The following is a 19,420-nucleotide window of genomic DNA, read 5'->3' as shown; positions in this document are numbered from 1 at the left end:
CTGAATCATTCTTCCGGGATCTCACATGCGCGCGCTCGCTCCATTGGCTTTGACACTCTTGATCGCAGGCTGCGGTGATGGCGAATCAATTTTGCCACCAGACGGTCGCCTGCCCGACGGCGGACGCTACCGGGGCGATCTGGTCAATGGTGTCCTGCAGGGCCAGGGCCGCATCGACTACCCCAACGGCAGCTGGTTCGCAGGTCAGTTCGAAAACGGCCTGCGGCAGGGTCAGGGCGAATGGCACGCCAGCAATGGCGACGTCTACAAGGGCGGCTTCGAGCAAGGTCTGTTCAATGGCCAGGGCCGACTGACCACCCGCGCTGGCGCGAGTTATGTCGGCAGCTTCAAACTTGGCATGCGTGACGGCGAAGGCACCCAGAAAGACAAGGGCGTGCTTTATCGTGGCCAGTTCAAGGCCGGTGTATACGACGGCCCCGGTCGCCTGGAACTGGAAGACGGCAGCCAGCATCAAGGCATGTTCGCCAATGGCAAGGCCAACGGCGAGGGGTCGCGCAGTGACGCCAGTGGCAACCAGTACAGTGGCAACTTCATCGACGGTCAATTGCAGGGCACCGGCAGCTTCACCAGTGCTGAAGGCGATCAATACGTCGGCAATTTCCGCAACAGCCAGCTGGACGGCAAGGGTCGCTACGAAAACAGCGACGGTGACGTCTGGAGCGGTGAGTTCAAGGAAGGCGCGCTGACCGGCAAAGGCGAGTTGATCGGCTCTGACGGCAGCCGCTACCAGGGTGATTTCGACAACTGGCGCTTCATGGGTCAGGGCCAGTTGCTGTTGGCCGATGGCAGCCGCTACATCGGCCAGTTCGCCGATGACACCTACCAGGGCGATGGCGTGCTGATTTCTCCGGATGGCAAGGAGCAGCGCGGCATCTGGGCCAACGGCGAGCGAATCCGTGATGCCAAAGGCAAATTGCTCCCGGACCCACTCGAAGCCGGGCTGCTGGTCCAGGGTTCGCTGCTGGACAAGGCACTGGCAGCAGTGCCGGCGTCGACACCGGCCACCGAGCTGTACACGCTGGTCGTAGGTGGCGACGGCAAGCAGAGCGTGTTCATGCGCGAAGCGGACTACGTGAGCAATCTGCTCAAGTCGCGCTTCGGTGCCGTCGGGCAAGTCAGCCTGGTCAATCATCGCGATCACATGGATGACCGGCCGATGGCGACGCGTGAAACCATCACCCGCGCAGTGCAGACACTCGCCCAGCGCACCGGCCCGGAAGACCTGGTGTTCATTTATCTGACCAGCCACGGCACTCAGGATCATGAACTGGTGCTCGACCAGCCGCGCCTGTCGCTGGCAGACCTGCCCGCCGACGCATTGGCCGCGGCCCTCGCGCCACTGAAGAATCGTGACAAGGTTGTGGTGATTTCAGCCTGTTATTCCGGCGGCTTCATTCCCGACCTGAAAGATGAACGCACGCTGATCATGACCGCCTCGCGCGCCGACCGCGTCTCGTTCGGCTGCTCGGAAGAGGCCGACTTCACTTATTTTGGCGATGCACTATTTGCCAGGGCATTGGTCGAAACCGATGACCTGCAACACGCTTTCAACGAAGCGAAGGCCTATGTTGCGCAACGTGAGACCGAAGACAACTTCGAGGCCTCCGAACCGCAGATATGGGCACCCAAAGGAGTCCTGGCGCGCTGGCAGCAGTTGCGCAAGAGCCAGGCCGAACGCGCGTTGAGCACGGCGTTGAACCGCACGGAAGCGAAGACTTCGACTAGCCGCTAGGCTTAGCAGTATCAAGGAGAACGATATGTACCTGACGCCGCAACACATCCTGCTCGCAGGAGCCACGGGCCTTACAGGCGAGCATTTGCTGGACCGGCTGCTCAGCGAGCCGACCGTCACCCGCGTGCTGGCACCGACGCGCAAGCCGCTGGCCGAACACTCGCACCTGGAAAATCCGGTCGGCGAGCTGGCGACGCTGCTGCCAACGCTGTCTGGCCGGGTGGACATCGCATTCTGCTGCCTGGGCACCACGATCAAACAGGCGGGCTCGCAGGACGCCTTCAAGGCGGTCGATCTGGACATGGTCACAGCGTTCGCCAGCCGCGCCCGCGAGCTCGGCGCTCGCCATTTGCTGGTGATCAGCGCAGTCGGCGCAGATCCGCAGTCCAGCACCTTCTACAACCGCGTCAAAGGCGAAATGGAACAGGCGCTTCGTGCCCAGGGCTGGCCGCAACTGACCATCGCCCGCCCTTCCCTGCTGGTGGGCAGCCGTCCTGAAACCCGTTGGGTCGAGCAACTGGCGGCACCTATCGCCAAACTGATCCCCGGCAAATACGGCGCCATCGAAGCCTGCCACCTGGCCCGCGCCCTGTGGCGGCTGGCGCTGGAAGAGCAGAACGGCGAACGGATCGTCGAATCGGATGAGCTGCGCAAGCTGGGCAAGTAGGTTCGCCGAGGCTCAGCGATGACCGTCCCCACGCTCCGCGCTCATCTTTAAACACAAGTCCGATTTTGATTCTGGCCGGAGGCCGTAGGAGCGAACTTGTTCGCGAATGCGATGTTTCAGACGGTACATTTTCGGCGATCATACCGCCCCTTTCGCGAACAAGCGATGCGTCGCCCGGCTTGCTCCTACGGCCTGCGGCCAGAATCAAAAGCAGATTTGTATATAACGATCAGCTCCGCATGGGAATGATCTGCGTCACATTAAAGCCCGCCCGTAGCCTGAACCCCCAGTCCCGCGGCCGTCAGCAATGACAGTGGCAGCAGCAGGGTGTCGAGCAGCGCACTGCCCGGCAGGTCAAGGCCAGGGTAGCTGGGAGCTTGTGCACCGAATCGGTCGGCGGCACAGCAACCACCCTGCAGCGCATACATATTCAAGCGCGTACCGGCATACACCACCGGCGCGCCCGGTTTGGCCGCATTGAGCGTGCGTGCCGTTGCGCAGCCGGTCAGCGCCAGCGCAAGCGCGACCAGCAGCAGCTTATTCATCGCTGCCAATATGGTGTTCGCCCCAGCGCGGCAGCATGTCCTGAGGAATATTCAGCAGATTGAGGATCCGCGCAACGACAAAGTCCACCAGGTCGTCGATGGTCTGCGGCTGGTGATAAAAGCCGGGAGACGCCGGCAAAATCACTGCACCCATGTTCGACAGCTTGAGCATGTGTTCCAGATGAATGCTGGAATACGGCGCTTCGCGCGGCACCAGAATCAATTGGCGCCGCTCCTTCAGCGTCACGTCAGCGGCGCGCTCGATCAGATTGTTGCAGGCCCCGGTGGCAATCGCCGACAGCGAACCGGTGGAACACGGCACCACCACCATCGCGCTCGGCGCACCCGAGCCGGAGGCCACTGGCGACATCCAGTCATCGCGCCCATAGACACGAATCTGCCCGGCAGACGCACCGGTGTACTCCGTCAGAAACGCCTGCATCATCATCGCCTTGGGCGGCAGGCGTACGTCGGTCTCGGTGGCCATCACCAGTTGCGCCGCCTTGGAGATCAGGAAGTGCACTTCCCGATCCTCACGCACCAGACAATCCAGCAGGCGCAGGCCATATGGCGCGCCGGAAGCGCCGGTCATGGCAACCGTAACGCGCTCCGGGCCGCTCATTGCAACGCCTCGGCCAGTTTGCCATGTAAGCCGCCAAAGCCGCCGTTGCTCATGATCACGATGTGCGTGCCGGGCTGCGCCTGGCTTTTGACCTGGGCGATGATTGCCTCAAGGGAATCACAGACCAACGCAGGCACAGTGCCTCCCGCGACTGTTGCCGCCAGGTCCCAGCCCAGATTGGGCGGAGCGTACCAGACCACCTGATCCGCCTGACCCACGCTTTCCCGCAGGCCGTCGCGATGCGCGCCAAGCTTCATCGAGTTGGAGCGCGGCTCGATGACCGCAATGATCGACGCATCACCGACCTTCTTGCGCAGGCCGTCCAGTGTGGTGGCGATAGCCGTGGGGTGATGGGCGAAGTCATCATAAATAGTGATGCCGCGCACGTCGGCGACCTTTTCCATGCGCCGCTTGACGCTCTTGAACGCACTGAGCGCCTGCACCCCCAGCAACGGCACGACGCCCACATGGCGAGCGGCTGCCAGTGTCGCCAGGGCGTTGGCCACGTTGTGCTGACCGGTCATGTCCCAGTCGACGGCGCCCTGAAGTTCGCCTTCGAACAGCACTTCAAAGCGCGAGCCGTCTTCGCTCAACAGCCGTGCCTGCCACTGACCGTTCTGGCCCGTGGTCTGTACCGGCGTCCAGCAGCCCATCTCGATGACCCGCGACAACGCCGGCTCGGTCGTCGGATGGATCACCAGGCCTTCGCTCGGAATGGTACGCACCAGATGGTGAAACTGACGTTCGATGGCCGGCAGGTCGGGGAAGATGTCGGCATGATCGAACTCAAGATTGTTGAGAATCGCTGTCCGCGGACGGTAGTGGACGAACTTGGAGCGTTTGTCGAAGAACGCGCTGTCGTATTCATCGGCCTCGACCACAAAGAACGGGGTCTCGCCCAGACGTGCCGACACGGCGAAGTTCTGCGGGATGCCACCGATCAGGAAGCCGGGGCTCATGCCCGCGTGTTCCAGCACCCAGGCCAGCATGCTGCTGGTGGTGGTCTTGCCGTGCGTGCCGGCCACGGCCAGTACCCAGCGGCCTTGCAGCACATGGTCCGCCAGCCACTGCGGGCCAGACACATACGGCAAACCTGTGTTGAGCACATATTCAACCGCCGGGTTGCCACGCGACAGCGCGTTGCCGACCACTACCAGGTCCGGCGCGGGGATCAGTTGCACGGGATCATAGCCTTGGGTCAGCTCGATGCCCTGCGCCTGCAACTGGGTGCTCATCGGTGGGTAGACGTTGGCGTCGGAGCCCGTGACCCGGTGCCCTAACTCTTTGGCGAGCACCGCCAGAGACCCCATGAACGTGCCGCAGATACCAAGGATATGAATATGCATGACCAACCTCTCAGAACATCTGCGCAGGTTAACGTAGGGACGGTGAAATGGCACCCTGAGTTTGTCCGTCGTCTTGCGCGCACGGCCCATTTCAATGCCCGGCAGATAAGCCTAAAGTCCTAGCCACGGCCGAATGCAAATGGCCTATTCTTGAACGCTCGTTGCCAGATACCCGAAAGCAGAATCGACACAGACTCCCTCACAACAAGAACCAGGAGACATACCATGCGTTACGCTCATCCCGGTACCGAAGGCGCCATCGTCAACTTCAAGGAACGCTACGGTAACTACATCGGTGGCGAGTTCGTCGCGCCGGTCAAAGGCCAGTATTTCACCAACACCTCGCCGGTCACCGGCAAGGCCATCGCAGAATTTCCGCGCTCCACCGCCGAAGACATCGACAAGGCACTCGACGCTGCGCACGCCGCCGCTGCAGCCTGGGGCTCGACCTCGGTACAGGCCCGCTCGCTGGTCCTGCTGAAGATTGCCGATCGCATCGAAGCCAATCTGGAAGTCCTGGCCATCACCGAAACCTGGGACAACGGCAAAGCGATCCGCGAAACCCTCAACGCCGATATCCCGCTGGCCGCCGACCATTTCCGCTACTTCGCCGGCGTGCTGCGCGCGCAGGAAGGCAGCGCCGCCGAAATCGACGGCAATACCGTGGCCTATCACATTCATGAGCCGCTGGGCGTGGTCGGGCAGATCATCCCGTGGAACTTCCCGCTCCTGATGGCGGCCTGGAAACTCGCCCCTGCGCTGGCGGCCGGTAATTGCATCGTGCTCAAACCTGCCGAGCAGACGCCGCTGGGCATCAGCGTGCTGATCGAACTGATCGGCGACCTGCTGCCTCCCGGCGTGCTGAACATCGTGCAGGGTTATGGCCGCGAGGCGGGTGAAGCGCTGGCCAGCAGCAAACGCATCGCCAAAATCGCCTTCACCGGCTCGACACCGGTCGGCTCGCACATCATGAAACTGGCGGCGGACAACATCATCCCGTCCACCGTGGAACTGGGCGGCAAGTCGCCGAACATCTTCTTCGAAGACATCATGAGCGCCGAGCCGGAGTTCATCGACAAGGCCGCTGAAGGCCTGGTCCTGGCGTTCTTCAATCAGGGCGAAGTCTGCACCTGCCCGTCCCGCGCGCTGGTGCAGGAGTCGATCTATCCACAGTTCATGGAAGCGGTGCTGCGCAAGGTCGAGAAGATCAAACGCGGCGACCCGCTGGACACCGACACCATGGTCGGCGCCCAGGCATCCGAGCAACAATTCGACAAGATTCTTTCGTACCTGGACATCGCCAAGGGCGAAGGCGCCGAACTGTTGACCGGCGGCAAAGTGGAGAAGCTGGAGGGCAACCTGTCCACCGGCTACTACATCCAGCCGACGCTGCTCAAAGGCAATAACAAAATGCGCGTGTTCCAGGAAGAGATCTTCGGCCCGGTGGTCAGCGTCACGACCTTCAAGGACGAAGCCGAAGCCGTGGCCATCGCCAACGATACCGAGTTCGGCCTGGGCGCAGGCCTGTGGACCCGCGACATCAACCGCGCCTACCGCGTGGGCCGGGCGATCAAGGCCGGACGCGTGTGGACCAACTGCTACCACCTGTACCCGGCACACGCCGCGTTCGGTGGCTACAAGAAATCCGGCGTCGGCCGCGAAACCCACAAAATCGCGCTTGAGCATTATCAGCAGACCAAAAACCTGCTGGTGAGCTACGACACCAACCCGCTGGGTTTCTTCTAGGTATTCAGGTCCCCTGCTCAGGTTGGAACACGCCCCCTGTAGGAGCGGACCGGGCGACGCTTCGCTTGTCCGCGAAGACGGTAGTTCAGACGATACCTTCCCGGAGAATGTACTGGCCCTTTCGCGAACAAGTTCGCTCCCACGGCCTTCGGCCAGAATCAAAAGCGGACTTGTGTATAGCACCGAGCCCTATTGCGCGGTAACAAGAAACACATCACGCACCAACCCTGTGCATCACGCCCCGGCTTAACGCTGCGGCGTGATGTATCCTGCCCTGGACTGATCCGCTTACGCCTGCAAACTCGCACTCCCGGTCGGGATGGAGTATTAATTGCTTACGTTGCTTCCCATAGTCGTTTGAACCGGGACGTCACCGGTTCGACCGAAAGACCACGTCCGACGCGAACAGCGCGACGTCATGGAGAATCTGTATGGCGAGCTTTTCCCATTCTGTCGGTGCGCAGACGTACCGCTTCGACAGCCTCAAAGAAGTCATGGCCAAGGCCAGTCCTGCGCGCTCCGGTGATTACCTGGCCGAAGTCGCTGCGCAGAACGACGGCGAACGGGTCGCCGCGCAAATGGCGCTGGCGAATATTCCGCTCAAGCACTTTCTTGAAGAAGCCCTGATTCCCTATGAACAGGACGAAGTCACCCGGCTGATCATTGATACCCACGACAAACTGGCGTTCGCCCCGGTCAGTCATCTGACAGTTGGCGGCTTTCGCGACTGGCTGCTCAGCGACAAGGCTGACGAAACCAGTCTGCGCGCACTGGCCCCCGGCCTGACCCCGGAAATGGCCGCCGCCGTTTCAAAGATCATGCGCGTGCAGGATCTGGTGCTGGTGGCGCAGAAAATCCGCGTGGTCACGCGCTTCCGTAACACCATGGGCCTGCGCGGCCGGCTGTCGACACGCCTGCAACCCAATCACCCCACCGACGACCCGTCCGGCATTGCCGCCAGCGTGCTCGATGGTCTGCTGTACGGCAATGGCGATGCCATGATCGGCATCAACCCGGCCACCGACAGCACCTCGTCCATCGTCGCCCTGCTGGAAATGCTCGACGCCATCGTCCAGCGCTATGAAATACCGACCCAGTCCTGCGTACTGACCCACGTCACCACCTCCATTGAAGTGATCAACCGTGGCGTGCCGGTCGATCTGGTGTTTCAGTCGATCACCGGCACTGAGGCCGCCAACGCCAGCTTCGGCATCAGCCTCAAGCTGTTGCAGGAAGGCTATGAAGCGGGCCTGAGCCTGAATCGCGGCACCCTCGGGCAAAACCTGATGTATTTCGAGACCGGACAAGGCAGCGCGCTGTCGGCCAACGCGCATCATGGCGTCGACCAGCAGACCTGCGAGACCCGCGCCTACGCCGTCGCCCGGCATTTCAACCCGTTTCTGGTCAACACCGTGGTCGGTTTCATCGGCCCCGAGTACCTGTACAACGGCAAACAGATCATCCGCGCCGGTCTGGAGGATCACTTCTGCGGCAAGCTGCTGGGCGTGCCGATGGGCTGTGACATCTGCTACACCAACCACGCAGAGGCCGATCAGGACGACATGGACACCCTGCTGACCCTGCTGGGGGTCGCGGGGATCAACTTCATCATGGGCATCCCCGGCTCCGACGACATCATGCTCAACTACCAGACCACCTCGTTCCACGACGCGCTGTACGCCAGGCAAAGCCTGGGCCTGCGTCCTGCGCCGGAATACGAAGCCTGGCTGGAAAAAATGGGCATCTTCACCCAGGCCGACGGCCGTGTGCGCTTCGGCGACAGCCTGCCGCCGGCCTTCCGTCAGGCGCTGGCGCATCTAGCATGAGTGACGAGCCGATGAACGAACTACAAGACAGCGCCGCCCCCGCCAATCCATGGCTGGAACTGCGCCGCCTGACCCCTGCGCGCATCGCGCTGGGGCGTACCGGTACCAGCCTGCCGACCTCTGCGCAGCTGGACTTTCAAGCCGCCCATGCGCAGGCACGCGATGCAGTGCATCTGGCCTTCGACCATGCCGCGATCAGCGCACAACTGACCGAAAAAGGCCGTGAAACCCTGTTGCTGCACAGCGCCGCCGCCGACCGGGACAGCTACCTGCAGCGCCCGGACCTGGGCCGTCGCCTGAATGACGAATCAGCGCAGACGTTGCGCGACTACGCCGCGGCTCATCCGGGCGGTCTCGATCTGGCAATAGTCGTCGCCGACGGTCTGTCCGCCCTGGCGGTGCATCGGCATGCGGTGCCTTTCCTCATTCGCCTGGAAGAACAGGCCAGCGCCGAAGGCTGGTCGCTGTCGCCAGTGATCATGGTCGAGCAGGGCCGCGTCGCCGTGGCCGATGAGGTCGGTGAACTGCTCGGTGCGAAGATGGTGGTCATTCTGATCGGCGAGCGCCCCGGCCTCAGCTCCCCCGACAGTCTGGGCCTGTACTTCACCTACGCGCCGAAGGTCGGGCTGAACGATGCGCACCGCAACTGTATTTCCAATGTTCGCCTGGAAGGCTTGAGCTACGGTATGGCCGCTCATCGGCTGCTGTACCTGATGCGCGAGGCCTGCAGACGGCAGATTTCCGGGGTCAACCTGAAAGACGAGGCGGAACTGCAGACTCTGGAATCAGACGGCGCTGGCGATCATTCAGACAAACCCATCGGCAACTTCCTGCTCGACGGCCCTGCCGCGCCACACTAAGCCCTACACTGGCTTATGCCGTTCACAGCCGCCGGGCAGATTCGCGTGACCCTCCCGGCTTGCGGCATAAGCCGGGATGAATATTGCGGCCCGCTCTTCCCTCCTCAAGACTGTACTGCTCCCTCCCGTTCAACCCCGCCGTTTATTCCAAAACCCCTTCTGCGCATTCTGCTTCTATAATGCCGCGCAGTCGTTTCTTCCGCATGCGACCCCGAACAGGGTTCTCGCCTCAGGTGCCTTAATGGAATTCAACCCGCTCGACCTTATTCTGCATCTCGACGTTTACCTTGACCTGTTGGTGACCAACTACGGTACATGGGTCTATGCGATTCTGTTTTTGGTGATTTTCTGCGAGACCGGACTGGTGATCATGCCCTTCCTGCCGGGCGACTCGCTGCTGTTCATCGCTGGCGCCGTGGCTGCTGGCGGCGGCATGGACCCGGTCCTGCTGGCCGGGTTGCTGATGCTCGCAGCGATTCTGGGCGACAGCACCAACTACGTGATTGGCCGCACGGTCGGCGAAAAACTGTTCAGCAATTCGTCATCGCGAATCTTCCGCCGCGACTACCTGCTGCGCACCCAGAATTTCTACGCACGCCACGGCGGCAAGACCGTCACGCTGGCGCGCTTCCTGCCGATTATCCGCACCTTCGCGCCCTTCGTCGCGGGCGTCGGCAGAATGTCCTATCCGCGCTTCGTGGGCTTCAGCGTGCTGGGCTCGGTGCTGTGGGTCGGCAGCCTGGTGACCCTGGGCTTCTTCTTCGGCAACGTGCCATTCATCAAGCACAACCTGACCTTTCTGGTACTGGCAATCATCCTGCTGTCACTGGTGCCGATGGTCATTGGCGTGGTGCGCAGCCGCAGCGCGCGTCCGGTCGACGCGCGCTGAATCATGTGGTCATTCAGCCACTGGCGCAGGCAGCGCATGCTGGCCCGACACCCGGTTGCTGAAGAGCTATGGCAGAACGTCTGCGCACGTCTGCCTATCCTCGATGGCCTGGGCAACGGGCAGCACGCGCAACTGCGTGACGCCTGCGTGCTGTTTCTGCATGACAAACACCTCAGCGCGCTGCCGGGCGTTGATCTGGATGACGAACAGCGGCTGTTTCTCGCCGCCCAGGCGCAGCTGCCGCTGCTGAACCTCGGCGAACTGAACTGGTATCAGGGTTTTCACGAAATCGTGTTGTACCCCGACGACTTCGTCAGCCCGCAGCGCCATCGCGATGCCAGCGGCGTCGAACACGAGTGGGATGGCGAGCACAGCGGCGAAGCCTGGCTGCAGGGACCGGTGATTCTGGCCTGGCCCGGCGTATTGAGCAGCGGCGGCTGGGATGGCTACAACCTGGTGATCCATGAACTGGCGCACAAGCTCGACATGCTCAACGGCGACGCCAATGGCCTGCCGCCGCTGCACAGCGACATGCAGGTGACCGAATGGGCTCGCGTCATGCAAAGCGCGTTCGATGATCTCAACCGGCAACTGGACCATAACCCTGACGCCGAACCCGCCATCGATCCCTATGCCGCCGAAGACCCGGCCGAGTTCTTCGCCGTGACCAGCGAATACTTCTTCAGCGCGCCCGACCTGCTGCACGGCAGTTACCCGGCAGTCTACGAACAACTGAAAGCGTTCTACCGTCAGGACACCCTGGCGCGGCTTGACCTGCTGCGTCAACAGGACCCGGCTTACCGGGACAGCTGACGGCCTCCAAGGCCATGCGTGGCAACCAAAACAGAATATGCCTATAATCCGGACCACTTTATGGCGGTTCGCGCCACAATCTGTCTGTTCAACCAGGGGGGCAATGCCCAATGAGCTACAGCAAGATTCCGGCTGGTAAAGACCTGCCGAACGACATCTACGTCGCCATCGAAATCCCGGCCAACCACGCGCCGATCAAATACGAAATCGACAAAGATTCCGATTGCCTGTTCGTTGACCGTTTCATGGCCACCCCGATGTTCTACCCGGCCAACTATGGTTTCATCCCCAACACCCTGGCTGACGACGGCGACCCGCTGGACGTGCTCGTGGTAACGCCATACCCGGTTACCCCTGGCTCGGTTATCCGCGCACGCCCGGTCGGCATCCTGCACATGACTGACGACGGCGGCGGCGATGCCAAAGTTATCGCAGTGCCACACGACAAGCTGTCCCAGCTGTACGTCGACGTGAAAGAGTACACCGACCTGCCGCCGCTGCTGCTCGAGCAGATCAAGCACTTCTTCGAGAACTACAAGGATCTCGAAAAAGGCAAATGGGTGAAGATCGAAGGTTGGGGCAACGCTGACGCTGCCCGTGCCGAGATCACCAAATCGGTTGCAGCGTACAAAGGCTGATCATCGATTGGCGTTTCAGGGCACGCTACACCCGTGCCCTGAAACACGCTTCCCCCCTCCTCGCTGTACCTCCCCGCACACCTCGCTCGCTGAAACCCAATCCATCTTTTTTGCAGCACGCACGTTTAAAAATGCGCCCGGCTTTTAGACATTCAATGAACAGTTCGTTAAGGCCCGTATAGCGGGGGTAAACGCGCAATACCTCGTTTAGCGCCAAAAGCGCTATTACGGAATCCACCTACACGACATTCATTCCATCCGTAGTCCGGATAGCCACGCCCACCCTGGGATAACGTCGACGTCAACACCTCGTTCATTTAAACGCCCCGGCGACGCCCGTAGACTTCGCCACTATGAATACATCAGGTGATCGACTCCGCACCCTCCTTCGGGAGTGCCATCTCACAGCGACTGATTTTGCCGCCAACCGCAAAATCACGCCGCAACACGTCAATAACTGGTTCAAGCGCGGCGTGCCCATGGCGCGGATTGACGAGGTGGCTGAACTGTTGACCGTCAACGCCCGCTGGCTGCGCACCGGCGAAGGCCCCAAACACCCTAACGAATGCGCCAATGAAAACACCGGCGGCGATACCCGCGTCATCATTCATCAGGCCAGAAACGTGTCGCGCGGCGATGTGGAAATCCAGATTTTCATGGAAGCCGAATCCACCCACGGCGTCGGCAAGACCGTCCTCGCCGAAGCCCCCGGACAGAAAATCCGCCTGCCCCTGCAAGTCCTGCAGAACATGGGCATCGACCCGAAAAACTGCATGTGTGTGGCCATGGTCGGCAACAGCATGGCCGACAAGATCCAGGACGGCTCGATCCTCGGCGTCGACCGCGAGCTGACCCAGGTCATCGACGGCGAAATCTACGCCCTCGAACACGGCGGCATCCTGCGCGTCCGCTACCTCTACCGCCTGCCCAACGGCGGCCTGCGCCTGCGCAGCCATAACGATGCCGAATACCCGGACGAACTGTTCAGCGCCGAAGATATAGACCGGGAAAAAATACGGATTCTGGGCTGGATATTCTGGTGGTCGACCCTGAACAGCCGACGCAATGCCATGCTGCTGTTATGAGGCGTTTACGGCTGAAAGGCATTCGGGCTGGGCATGGAAGGCGAAGTTCAGTATCCTGTTCGCCATCCAGAGCACCTGACGCAGTCATGCGATGCGGTGTTTGAACGGGGCATGTGATCCGTTTGCCCTGTTGCCTATTCGCGCTTCTTCAAGAGGCGCATCTGTTGAAGGCGATTGCGGTCTATCAAAAATAGATCAGAACCGCCTACGAGAAGCCGGCCACAAGCCGGCTTTTTAATTGTCCAAAATAATCCTATCCCATCCGAGAATCTTCCTGATAGCTTAGCTATTCCAGGCGTTTCAGGCATTCACCTGTCCGATGGTGTTCAACACCATTCGACCTCATCCGACGATGAAGTGGGGGGATAAATGGGGGGACAAAAGGGACGACAGGGGAATCTAATGGGTAAGCTGAATCCGAAACAAGTCGAAAACCTGACCGAACCTGGCACCTACGAAGACGGTGACGGATTGCGCTTGGTGGTCAAAGCCACAGGACGCAAATCATGGCTTCTGCGCTTTCAATTGGGGGGACGCCGTAGGGAGATGGGTTTGGGCGCATTCCCCGAAGTAAGCCTCAAAAAGGCCAGACTCGCCGCCAGCGCCAAACGTATTCAACTGAGCGACGGTGTAGATCCTTTAGCAGCTCGCGACTTCGAACGCGCTGCCCAACGTGAAGCTCAGCGAATAAACGATGGGAAACAGCTGAAGTTCGAAACACTCGCGAATGAATACTGCGAAGCACACGGGGGCGCTTGGTCAGAGAAGTGGCGTAAAGGCTGGCTGCGTAAGCTTGAGCTGTATGCGTTTGACCACATCGGCAAACTATCAGCCGAGGAAATCGGTACTCCACAGGTGCTCGTGGTGCTGCAACCCATCTGGGCCACCAAAACCAGAACTGCCGACGAAGTACGTGGCCAAATTGAGCAGGTTCTGGACGCCGCCAAGGCACGCAACCTGCGAGAGGGAGAGAATCCTGCTCGCTGGCGTGGGCACTTGGACAACCTGCTGAGTCGTGCTGAAAAGAAGAAAGCTCGGAAGCGCGAGCACTTTGAAGCTTTGCGGTGGCAGGACATGCCGACTCTGATGGCAAAGCTCAGTACAAACATGACGGCGGCGTCCTTGGCCGCCCAGTTGCTGATCATGACCAGCGCACGAGCCCACATGGTCAGGTTTGCTCGCTGGGATGAGTTTGATCTGGAAGCCGGCACCTGGTCTCTGCCAGATGAACGTATGAAAATGCGAGTAGCTTTCGTAATCCCACTTGCCAATAAAGTCGTAACGCTGGTGCAGAGCATTCCTCGAAATGAGGGAAGTCCTTATCTATTCCCAGGCCAGGGCAAGAGCGGGGTAATGCACGCAAATGCCTTACGCACGCTCCTTCATGGAATGGGATACGAACACATCACGCGACATGGCTTTCGATCCTCATTTCGAGACTGGGCCGGTGAATGTACTCACCACCCACGCGAGGTTTGCGAAATGGCACTAGCCCATGATGAGCGGGATCAAACTGAAGGGGCCTACTCTCGCTCCGACTTTCTCGATAAGCGACGTGCACTCATGTCAGATTGGGCTGACCTCTTCAGCAAACCATTGTTTATCTAGCAAAAAAGCGATAATCCGGCTTCGGGATGAAAGCAGCCTGCGGGAACGTTCGATCACGTAGTCATCTCTGCGGCGCAGACACCTAGCGGGCCGGTGCGACAACTGGCACTTACTGATGCCTATGCCGCAATGAACAGCAAATTCTGGGGCGCCTACCGAGTTGCGAGGCTCGTCAGTATCAATGCCGGCGGCTCACTCACTTTCGTTTCGGGATACCTGAGCGGCCGGCCGAGCAAATCGTCGGTATTGCAAGGGGCAATCAACGCTGCGCTGGAGGCGCTGTCGCGTGGGCTCGCACTGGAATTGTCACCGGTGCAAGTCAACACAGTTTCGCCAGGGCTGATCGCAATGCCGTTGTGGTCGAAGATGGCGAATGAGGCCCGTAAGTCGATGTATCAAGCGGATGCCGCGCGCTTGCCGGCCCAGGTCACGGGACAACCGGAAGATGTCGCCAACGCTATTGTATACCTGGCCAGTACTCCGTACTCCACCGGTTCGACCGTACTGGTGGACGGGGGCGCAAGCATCGTCTGATATCAGGCCCCTCATACGTAAGCATACAAGATGCCCAACGAGGCCACATGAGGGGCCCTACTTCCCAGGAAATAATAATGAATAGAGAAAAACGCTGCCTGCTCATCCTTGCCCTTACCTGTCTCGGACTTGTGAAAGGGGCTGTTGAAAGAATCCAGAGGTGTCCACCTAATTAAGTGGACACCATTTCTAGCCTTTAAGCGGGGTTTTCCATGCAGCCACAACGCTGTTCGTATTCCAATTCCTTCAAGGCCCAAGTTGCTCAATAGTGCGCCCAGCCCGGAGCTTCGATTGCCAGCGTTGCGCAGAAGCACAGCTTTAACGCAAACCTCGTCCATAAATGGACTCGGGTAAAAATGAACAAAGCCATGGCGGTGCAACCTGCTTTTATTCCGCAGCCCTTGCCACTAACCGGAGGACATTCGCAAGCTGCTTCATCGAGTATCTGCGTTGAAATCCAGCACACACTTGGCACCGTCAAAGTGAACTGGCCGACCGAAAACGGTGCGGCCTGTGCCACCTTTCTGCGAGACCTGTTGCGATGATTCGCACCGACGCCATCTGGCTCGCCAATGAACCGATGGACATGCGTGCTGGTGCCGAGACCGCGTTAGCCCGAGTCATTGCAGCACTGTGCTTATCTGTTCGCCAACCGCCGCACCAACCGGATGAAAGTCCTAGTGCATGACGAGGTAGGTACCAATGCTGAGCTTCCGGTGATTGGTGTTGGGTCAGTATGGCATTGGCTTATGGGGCATTTCAGGTAAGCGGACGGCGAACAAAGCTACTACTTCACATGCTGCCAGTACTGCGCGATGAACAGGCAGTGTACGACGGGCACAGAGCGTCGAGTGAAGCGCTGGGGAACCTCGCGTGATGTTGTAGAGCCATACACATAAGAAATGTCAACCCATGGCTAGCCCCCTTCCTACCAACTCCACTACACAGAGCGTGAGATAAAGCGGCGCATTGAACATATAGAGACTCGGATTTCCGATTCTGACCCAACATTAAAATTGATTAGACTAAATAATTTTCTCACTCTAAAGCCTGTGAGAAGTCTTGAATCAAGTTAGCCGAATCTTCAAGACCTACTGAAAGTCTAATAAGTCCATCGGCGATTCCCATTTCCGCTCGAACTTCGGCTCCCGCCTCCCAAAAAATTGTTGGCGCGACAGGAATAATCAGCGTGCGAGTGTCTCCCATTCCCGTAGCCTTGATTGGCAGCTTCAATCGATTCAAGAACTGGAGCATTGTAGTTGGTTCGCTTAGTTCAAAGCTGAGCAGCCATGAGGGTGATTTGAAAAGCTGCGCCGCACGCGCGTGGTTGGGATGTGACTCTAGCCCTGGGTAGTGCACCGCTCTGACTCTGGGATGCGTTTGAAGCCACTTTGCCAAGGCCATCGCGGTCGAACTTGTCTGCTGGGTGCGCAATTCAAGAGTTTCAGCACCAACGCTGATGCTGTGTGCCTGTTCAGGTGAGAGAGTCCCCCCCATGTCACGTAGTGCCTTTTTTCGGATCTGCTGCAAGGCCCATTGCCTTGGATTACCTTTGCGATAAGACTTGAAAATATTTGGGTAGCCTTGCCAGTCAAACAACCCCGTGTCGGTAACTGCACCGCCAAGCGCCGTTCCGTGACCTGCGATAGTCTTTGTCAGCGAGTTGATGACAAGACTTGCCGCAACCGTGTGTGGCTGGAAGAGCGCAGGGGAGGTGATCGTGTTGTCGATCACATAGACCAAGCCTAGTTCAGAGCACAAGTTGCCAATAGCCATGAGATCTGGCACTTGGGTGCCTGGGTTGGCGATGGTTTCAACAAAAACCATGCGTGTATTGGGGCGCAGTGATGCCTCGACGACTGACACCGAGCCGGTATCGATCTTGCTGACCTCAATACCCAAGCCGCTCAATGTATCGAGTAGACTGTTCGTATTACCGAAAACGTATCGGCTAGAAATTATGTGATCTCCCGCGCGCAGCAAAGCAAAGAATGTTCCTGCGATCGCGGCCATTCCGGAGGCAAAGCATACGGTACCTAAGCCATGCTCCAACTGTGTGATTTTCGCTTCCAGTGCAGCGGTGGTCGGCGTCCCCTGTCTTGCGTAGTTGAAACCGTTTTTTTTGCTCCCCTGGAAAATAGCGATCAGATCCTCTACTTGGTCAAAGCCAAACTGAACAGACGTGTGGATGGGTGTGTGAATGCCACCGTGCTCCGCACCTAAGTGGCGGTCGGAATGAACGTTTTTTGTAGTCGGGGAGTTGTCTTTAAGTGTCGTCATTCAAGGAAACCTTATCAAAGCAATGAGCTGAGAAAATTTATGGCAACGATAAAACAAGCTTTCCACAGATCAGATGGAAATGCGATCAGTTGGAAAGGGCTTCCGCAAACGGGCGGAAAGTACCGGAGCGTAGGGGCAGAAAATTAGAAGCCCGACATCGCACGGCTCAACACCAGCGCAAAACTGGTTCAGCCAAGTAAAATGGCGCAGAGCCCGATGGACGCCGCCGTTAGCCAGCCCATGACCTCGGTGGGATTGGTCAAGTGAATGCCGAACCCTGCTAATATAACTCCATGTTCAGAGTTTTTTTACGCCCCCGTACTCAATCGTATCGTTTGTGGGCCAATGCGCCACTAATCAACTTCCACGCGAGGAGGAATAGGTAGCAAGCGCCAAAACCCTTTCAGCCACAGCCATGTCAGAGTGCTGGGCATCGCCAATAGTGAACCACCAACGGCAGGTGTCGCTCCCTAGCACAGCAATCCGGCATAGCCTCAACCACCAATACTAGGCCTGGCGTACGTCCGTATTAAGGGCAAGTATTAGTATTACCCAAATTGCCCGCGTCCAGGCTTGGCGCTGATCGCGTATATACGGGATGCCGTCACGAAACGCTAACATAGATACTCACTTTCCCTGCGCGCAGTTAAACCTCAAGCCATAAGCGGTTTGAAGTAATGTGCTCAACAAACCACGGGAAACAGGGTGTTTGCTTCCTGCTCTCGGGGGCTTGGCGGGGCGGCAGGTTAGTCGCCCTTCGGTAATCCTGCTAAACGACCGCCCTGACAACTGCACTGAAGCGCTCGACCATTTGCACCAGTTCCACTTCACTGGTGATAAACGGCGGAGCAAACAGGACATGATTGCCCTGCACTCCCTGCACCGTACCACTGCCTGGATAAATCAACAAGCCACGCTCTAAGGCTTGCCGTTTGAGCGCTGTGGCGTAGACACTACCGCCTTTATGCGGAGCCTTAGTGGCGCGGTCTTGGACAAATTCAACGCCGACAAACAGCCCACGTCCACGTATATCACCGATAATATCTAGGTCAGCCAGATTTTCCTTGAGCCAACTGCGCAGCTGCTCACCACGTTGGCGCACATTTACCAGCAGCTCGTCTTCAACGATGACCTGTTGCACCTCCAAGGCAATTGCACAGGCTAGTGGATGGTTAACATGGGTCTGACCATTACCTAATACCCCTGAACCCCGCGCCATCACTGAATGCACCTTGTCGCTGATCAACAACGCTGAGATCGGCATGTAACCGGCAGCCAATCCTTTGCCCACGGCAACCATGTCCGGCACGATACCTTCGTCGGCATACGCGAACATCTGACCGGTACGTCCCATACCAGCCATCACCTCATCAAGGATCAATAGCACATCATGTTGATCGCAGACAGCCTTGATTTTTCGAAAGTAACCTTGCACAGCTGGTACTGCGCCGCTGGTTGAACCCACCACCGTTTCGGCGAAAAATGCAGCGACGTTCTCACTGCCCAAGGTGCGAATTTTTTGATCCAACTCATCGGCCAAGCGAGTTGCATACTGCTCTTCGTCTTCGTCGGGGCGTTGATCACGGTAAGCATAACAGGGGGATACGAATTCGGCAGGCGGCAACAACCTGCCGAAGACTGATTGACGCTGGGGGTTGCCGGAAATACTAAGAGTGCCCAAGGTGCTGCCGTGGTAACTCTGCAGCCTAGAAATGAACATTGACTTATTCGGTAGCCCCCGCTCGCACTGGTACTGGAAGGCGACTTTCATCGCGAGCTCCATTACCTCCGATCCCCCCGACAAAAACTGCGCTCTCGCTAACCCCCCACTGGCCGCAACTAGGCGCTCAGCAAGTGCCTCCGCAGCATGCGTGGTGAAACTGCCCGCATGGGCCCAGGCCAGTTTTTTTGTCTCTCGCTCAAATGCCGCAATAATACGCGGATGATTATGTCCCAGGCTCGACACGGCGACGCCACCGCAGGTGTCGAGATAGAGCTTGCCCGTCGCGTCTTCTAGCCAGCACCCTTTCCCCCCTACCGCAAGAATCGGCGAGGTATTTAGGTTTTTGTAAATCAATTTTGACATCAGCGCACCTCCTTGAGGTCGGCGTTACGGTCTATGTACAACGCGATCCCAAGCGGTTGGTGCTTGGTGAAAACGCCGTCCAAAGCGCGAGGAGTGCAGCACCGAACGAGTCAGTCCAACGG

16 protein-coding genes and 1 pseudogene are annotated in these 19,420 nt (G+C 58.9%); 12 read left to right on the top strand and 5 right to left on the bottom strand.

Going from position 1 to position 19,420, the window contains the following annotated elements:
* The first annotated feature begins 25 nt into the window (after positions 1–25).
* The gene (locus KBY02_RS15210; RefSeq protein WP_225650608.1) at positions 26–1,753 is read left to right on the top strand and encodes a C13 family peptidase; all 1,728 of its coding nucleotides are present in this window, start codon (positions 26–28) and stop codon (positions 1,751–1,753) included.
* Positions 1,754–1,778: 25 nt separating this feature from the next.
* The gene (locus KBY02_RS15205; RefSeq protein ID WP_011266528.1) at positions 1,779–2,420 is read left to right on the top strand and encodes an NAD(P)H-binding protein; all 642 of its coding nucleotides are present in this window, start codon (positions 1,779–1,781) and stop codon (positions 2,418–2,420) included.
* A gap of 260 nt (positions 2,421–2,680) precedes the next feature.
* On the opposite strand, the gene KBY02_RS15200 is transcribed toward KBY02_RS15205, so the two are convergent.
* From KBY02_RS15200 to mpl, 3 genes are read right to left on the bottom strand one after another with little or no spacing between them, the layout of a single operon-like run.
* Entirely contained in the window at positions 2,681–2,965 is a 285-nt protein-coding gene (locus tag KBY02_RS15200) for a YceK/YidQ family lipoprotein (protein ID WP_024638259.1), read from the bottom strand.
* On the bottom strand, positions 2,958–3,587 hold the full coding sequence (gene ubiX, locus KBY02_RS15195) for a flavin prenyltransferase UbiX (RefSeq protein WP_003393457.1): 630 nt from the start codon (positions 3,585–3,587) through the stop codon (positions 2,958–2,960). The genes KBY02_RS15200 and ubiX overlap by 8 nt, the downstream gene beginning before the upstream one ends.
* Positions 3,584–4,933 (bottom strand): UDP-N-acetylmuramate:L-alanyl-gamma-D-glutamyl-meso-diaminopimelate ligase, encoded by a 1,350-nt coding sequence (gene mpl / locus KBY02_RS15190; RefSeq protein ID WP_024641063.1) that lies wholly within the window; start codon positions 4,931–4,933, stop codon positions 3,584–3,586. Before mpl ends, ubiX begins: the two co-directional genes overlap by 4 nt.
* 225 nt (positions 4,934–5,158) lie before the next feature.
* Between mpl and KBY02_RS15185 the strand changes: the two genes are divergently transcribed.
* The 10 genes and pseudogenes from KBY02_RS15185 to KBY02_RS15140 all read left to right on the top strand — a co-directional run bounded on the left by KBY02_RS15185 (position 5,159) and on the right by KBY02_RS15140 (position 15,477).
* Positions 5,159–6,679, top strand: coding sequence for an aldehyde dehydrogenase family protein (locus KBY02_RS15185; protein ID WP_024638261.1), 1,521 nt, complete (start codon positions 5,159–5,161; stop codon positions 6,677–6,679).
* Between the two features lie 431 nt (positions 6,680–7,110).
* Positions 7,111–8,505 carry an ethanolamine ammonia-lyase subunit EutB gene (locus KBY02_RS15180; RefSeq protein WP_004407936.1) on the top strand — a complete coding sequence of 465 codons (1,395 nt, stop codon included), beginning with the start codon at positions 7,111–7,113 and terminating at the stop codon, positions 8,503–8,505.
* Positions 8,502–9,365, top strand: a complete 864-nt coding sequence (gene eutC, locus KBY02_RS15175) for an ethanolamine ammonia-lyase subunit EutC (protein WP_024638262.1) — start codon at positions 8,502–8,504, stop codon at positions 9,363–9,365. The genes KBY02_RS15180 and eutC overlap by 4 nt, the downstream gene beginning before the upstream one ends.
* A 241-nt stretch (positions 9,366–9,606) precedes the next feature.
* Positions 9,607–10,254 carry a DedA family protein gene (locus tag KBY02_RS15170; protein WP_004407930.1) on the top strand — a complete coding sequence of 216 codons (648 nt, stop codon included), beginning with the start codon at positions 9,607–9,609 and terminating at the stop codon, positions 10,252–10,254.
* 3 nt (positions 10,255–10,257) lie between these two features.
* On the top strand, positions 10,258–11,067 hold the full coding sequence (locus KBY02_RS15165) for a zinc-dependent peptidase (protein WP_032657097.1): 810 nt from the start codon (positions 10,258–10,260) through the stop codon (positions 11,065–11,067).
* A gap of 110 nt (positions 11,068–11,177) precedes the next feature.
* Entirely contained in the window at positions 11,178–11,705 is a 528-nt protein-coding gene (gene ppa, locus KBY02_RS15160; protein WP_003317259.1) for an inorganic diphosphatase, read from the top strand.
* A gap of 353 nt (positions 11,706–12,058) precedes the next feature.
* The gene (locus KBY02_RS15155) at positions 12,059–12,790 is read left to right on the top strand and encodes a helix-turn-helix transcriptional regulator (RefSeq protein ID WP_225650607.1); all 732 of its coding nucleotides are present in this window, start codon (positions 12,059–12,061) and stop codon (positions 12,788–12,790) included.
* A 402-nt stretch (positions 12,791–13,192) separates the two neighbouring features.
* Positions 13,193–14,398, top strand: a complete 1,206-nt coding sequence (locus KBY02_RS15150; RefSeq protein WP_225650606.1) for a tyrosine-type recombinase/integrase — start codon at positions 13,193–13,195, stop codon at positions 14,396–14,398.
* A 51-nt stretch (positions 14,399–14,449) separates the two neighbouring features.
* Positions 14,450–14,932: pseudogene (locus tag KBY02_RS15145) on the top strand (SDR family oxidoreductase); the annotation flags it as partial.
* Between the two features lie 356 nt (positions 14,933–15,288).
* Positions 15,289–15,477: a hypothetical protein gene (locus KBY02_RS15140; RefSeq protein ID WP_225650605.1), complete on the top strand. Its 189-nt coding sequence runs from the start codon at positions 15,289–15,291 to the stop codon at positions 15,475–15,477.
* 493 nt (positions 15,478–15,970) lie between these two features.
* Here the strand turns inward: KBY02_RS15140 and KBY02_RS15135 are convergent, their stop codons facing one another.
* Positions 15,971–17,212, bottom strand: coding sequence for a cystathionine gamma-synthase family protein (locus KBY02_RS15135; RefSeq protein WP_225650604.1), 1,242 nt, complete (start codon positions 17,210–17,212; stop codon positions 15,971–15,973).
* Between the two features lie 769 nt (positions 17,213–17,981).
* A complete protein-coding gene (locus tag KBY02_RS15130; protein ID WP_225650603.1) occupies positions 17,982–19,298 on the bottom strand; it encodes an aspartate aminotransferase family protein in 1,317 nt (438 codons plus the stop codon).
* Positions 19,299–19,420 lie beyond the last annotated feature (122 nt).

Origin of the sequence: Pseudomonas sp. P129 (assembly GCF_020312195.1) — a bacterium.
Taxonomy (GTDB): Bacteria; Pseudomonadota; Gammaproteobacteria; order Pseudomonadales; family Pseudomonadaceae; genus Aquipseudomonas; species Aquipseudomonas fragariae.
The sequence above is the reverse complement of the archived record's forward strand: the minus strand, read 5'-3'. Positions and strand labels throughout refer to the sequence as shown.

Bases quoted from the DNA above. Each gene is read 5' to 3' on its own strand.
- eutC (WP_024638262.1), top strand. From the start codon at position 8,502: ATGAGTGACGAGCCGATGAACGAACTACAAGACAGCGCCGCCCCCGCC.
- KBY02_RS15140 (WP_225650605.1), top strand. From the start codon at position 15,289: ATGAACAAAGCCATGGCGGTGCAACCTGCTTTTATTCCGCAGCCCTTG.
- mpl (WP_024641063.1), bottom strand. From the start codon at position 4,933: ATGCATATTCATATCCTTGGTATCTGCGGCACGTTCATGGGGTCTCTG.
- KBY02_RS15200 (WP_024638259.1), bottom strand. From the start codon at position 2,965: ATGAATAAGCTGCTGCTGGTCGCGCTTGCGCTGGCGCTGACCGGCTGC.
- KBY02_RS15150 (WP_225650606.1), top strand. From the start codon at position 13,193: ATGGGTAAGCTGAATCCGAAACAAGTCGAAAACCTGACCGAACCTGGC.
- ubiX (WP_003393457.1), bottom strand. From the start codon at position 3,587: ATGAGCGGCCCGGAGCGCGTTACGGTTGCCATGACCGGCGCTTCCGGC.
- KBY02_RS15165 (WP_032657097.1), top strand. From the start codon at position 10,258: ATGTGGTCATTCAGCCACTGGCGCAGGCAGCGCATGCTGGCCCGACAC.
- KBY02_RS15155 (WP_225650607.1), top strand. From the start codon at position 12,059: ATGAATACATCAGGTGATCGACTCCGCACCCTCCTTCGGGAGTGCCAT.
- KBY02_RS15185 (WP_024638261.1), top strand. From the start codon at position 5,159: ATGCGTTACGCTCATCCCGGTACCGAAGGCGCCATCGTCAACTTCAAG.
- ppa (WP_003317259.1), top strand. From the start codon at position 11,178: ATGAGCTACAGCAAGATTCCGGCTGGTAAAGACCTGCCGAACGACATC.
- KBY02_RS15205 (WP_011266528.1), top strand. From the start codon at position 1,779: ATGTACCTGACGCCGCAACACATCCTGCTCGCAGGAGCCACGGGCCTT.
- KBY02_RS15135 (WP_225650604.1), bottom strand. From the start codon at position 17,212: ATGACGACACTTAAAGACAACTCCCCGACTACAAAAAACGTTCATTCC.
- KBY02_RS15170 (WP_004407930.1), top strand. From the start codon at position 9,607: ATGGAATTCAACCCGCTCGACCTTATTCTGCATCTCGACGTTTACCTT.
- KBY02_RS15130 (WP_225650603.1), bottom strand. From the start codon at position 19,298: ATGTCAAAATTGATTTACAAAAACCTAAATACCTCGCCGATTCTTGCG.
- KBY02_RS15180 (WP_004407936.1), top strand. From the start codon at position 7,111: ATGGCGAGCTTTTCCCATTCTGTCGGTGCGCAGACGTACCGCTTCGAC.
- KBY02_RS15210 (WP_225650608.1), top strand. From the start codon at position 26: ATGCGCGCGCTCGCTCCATTGGCTTTGACACTCTTGATCGCAGGCTGC.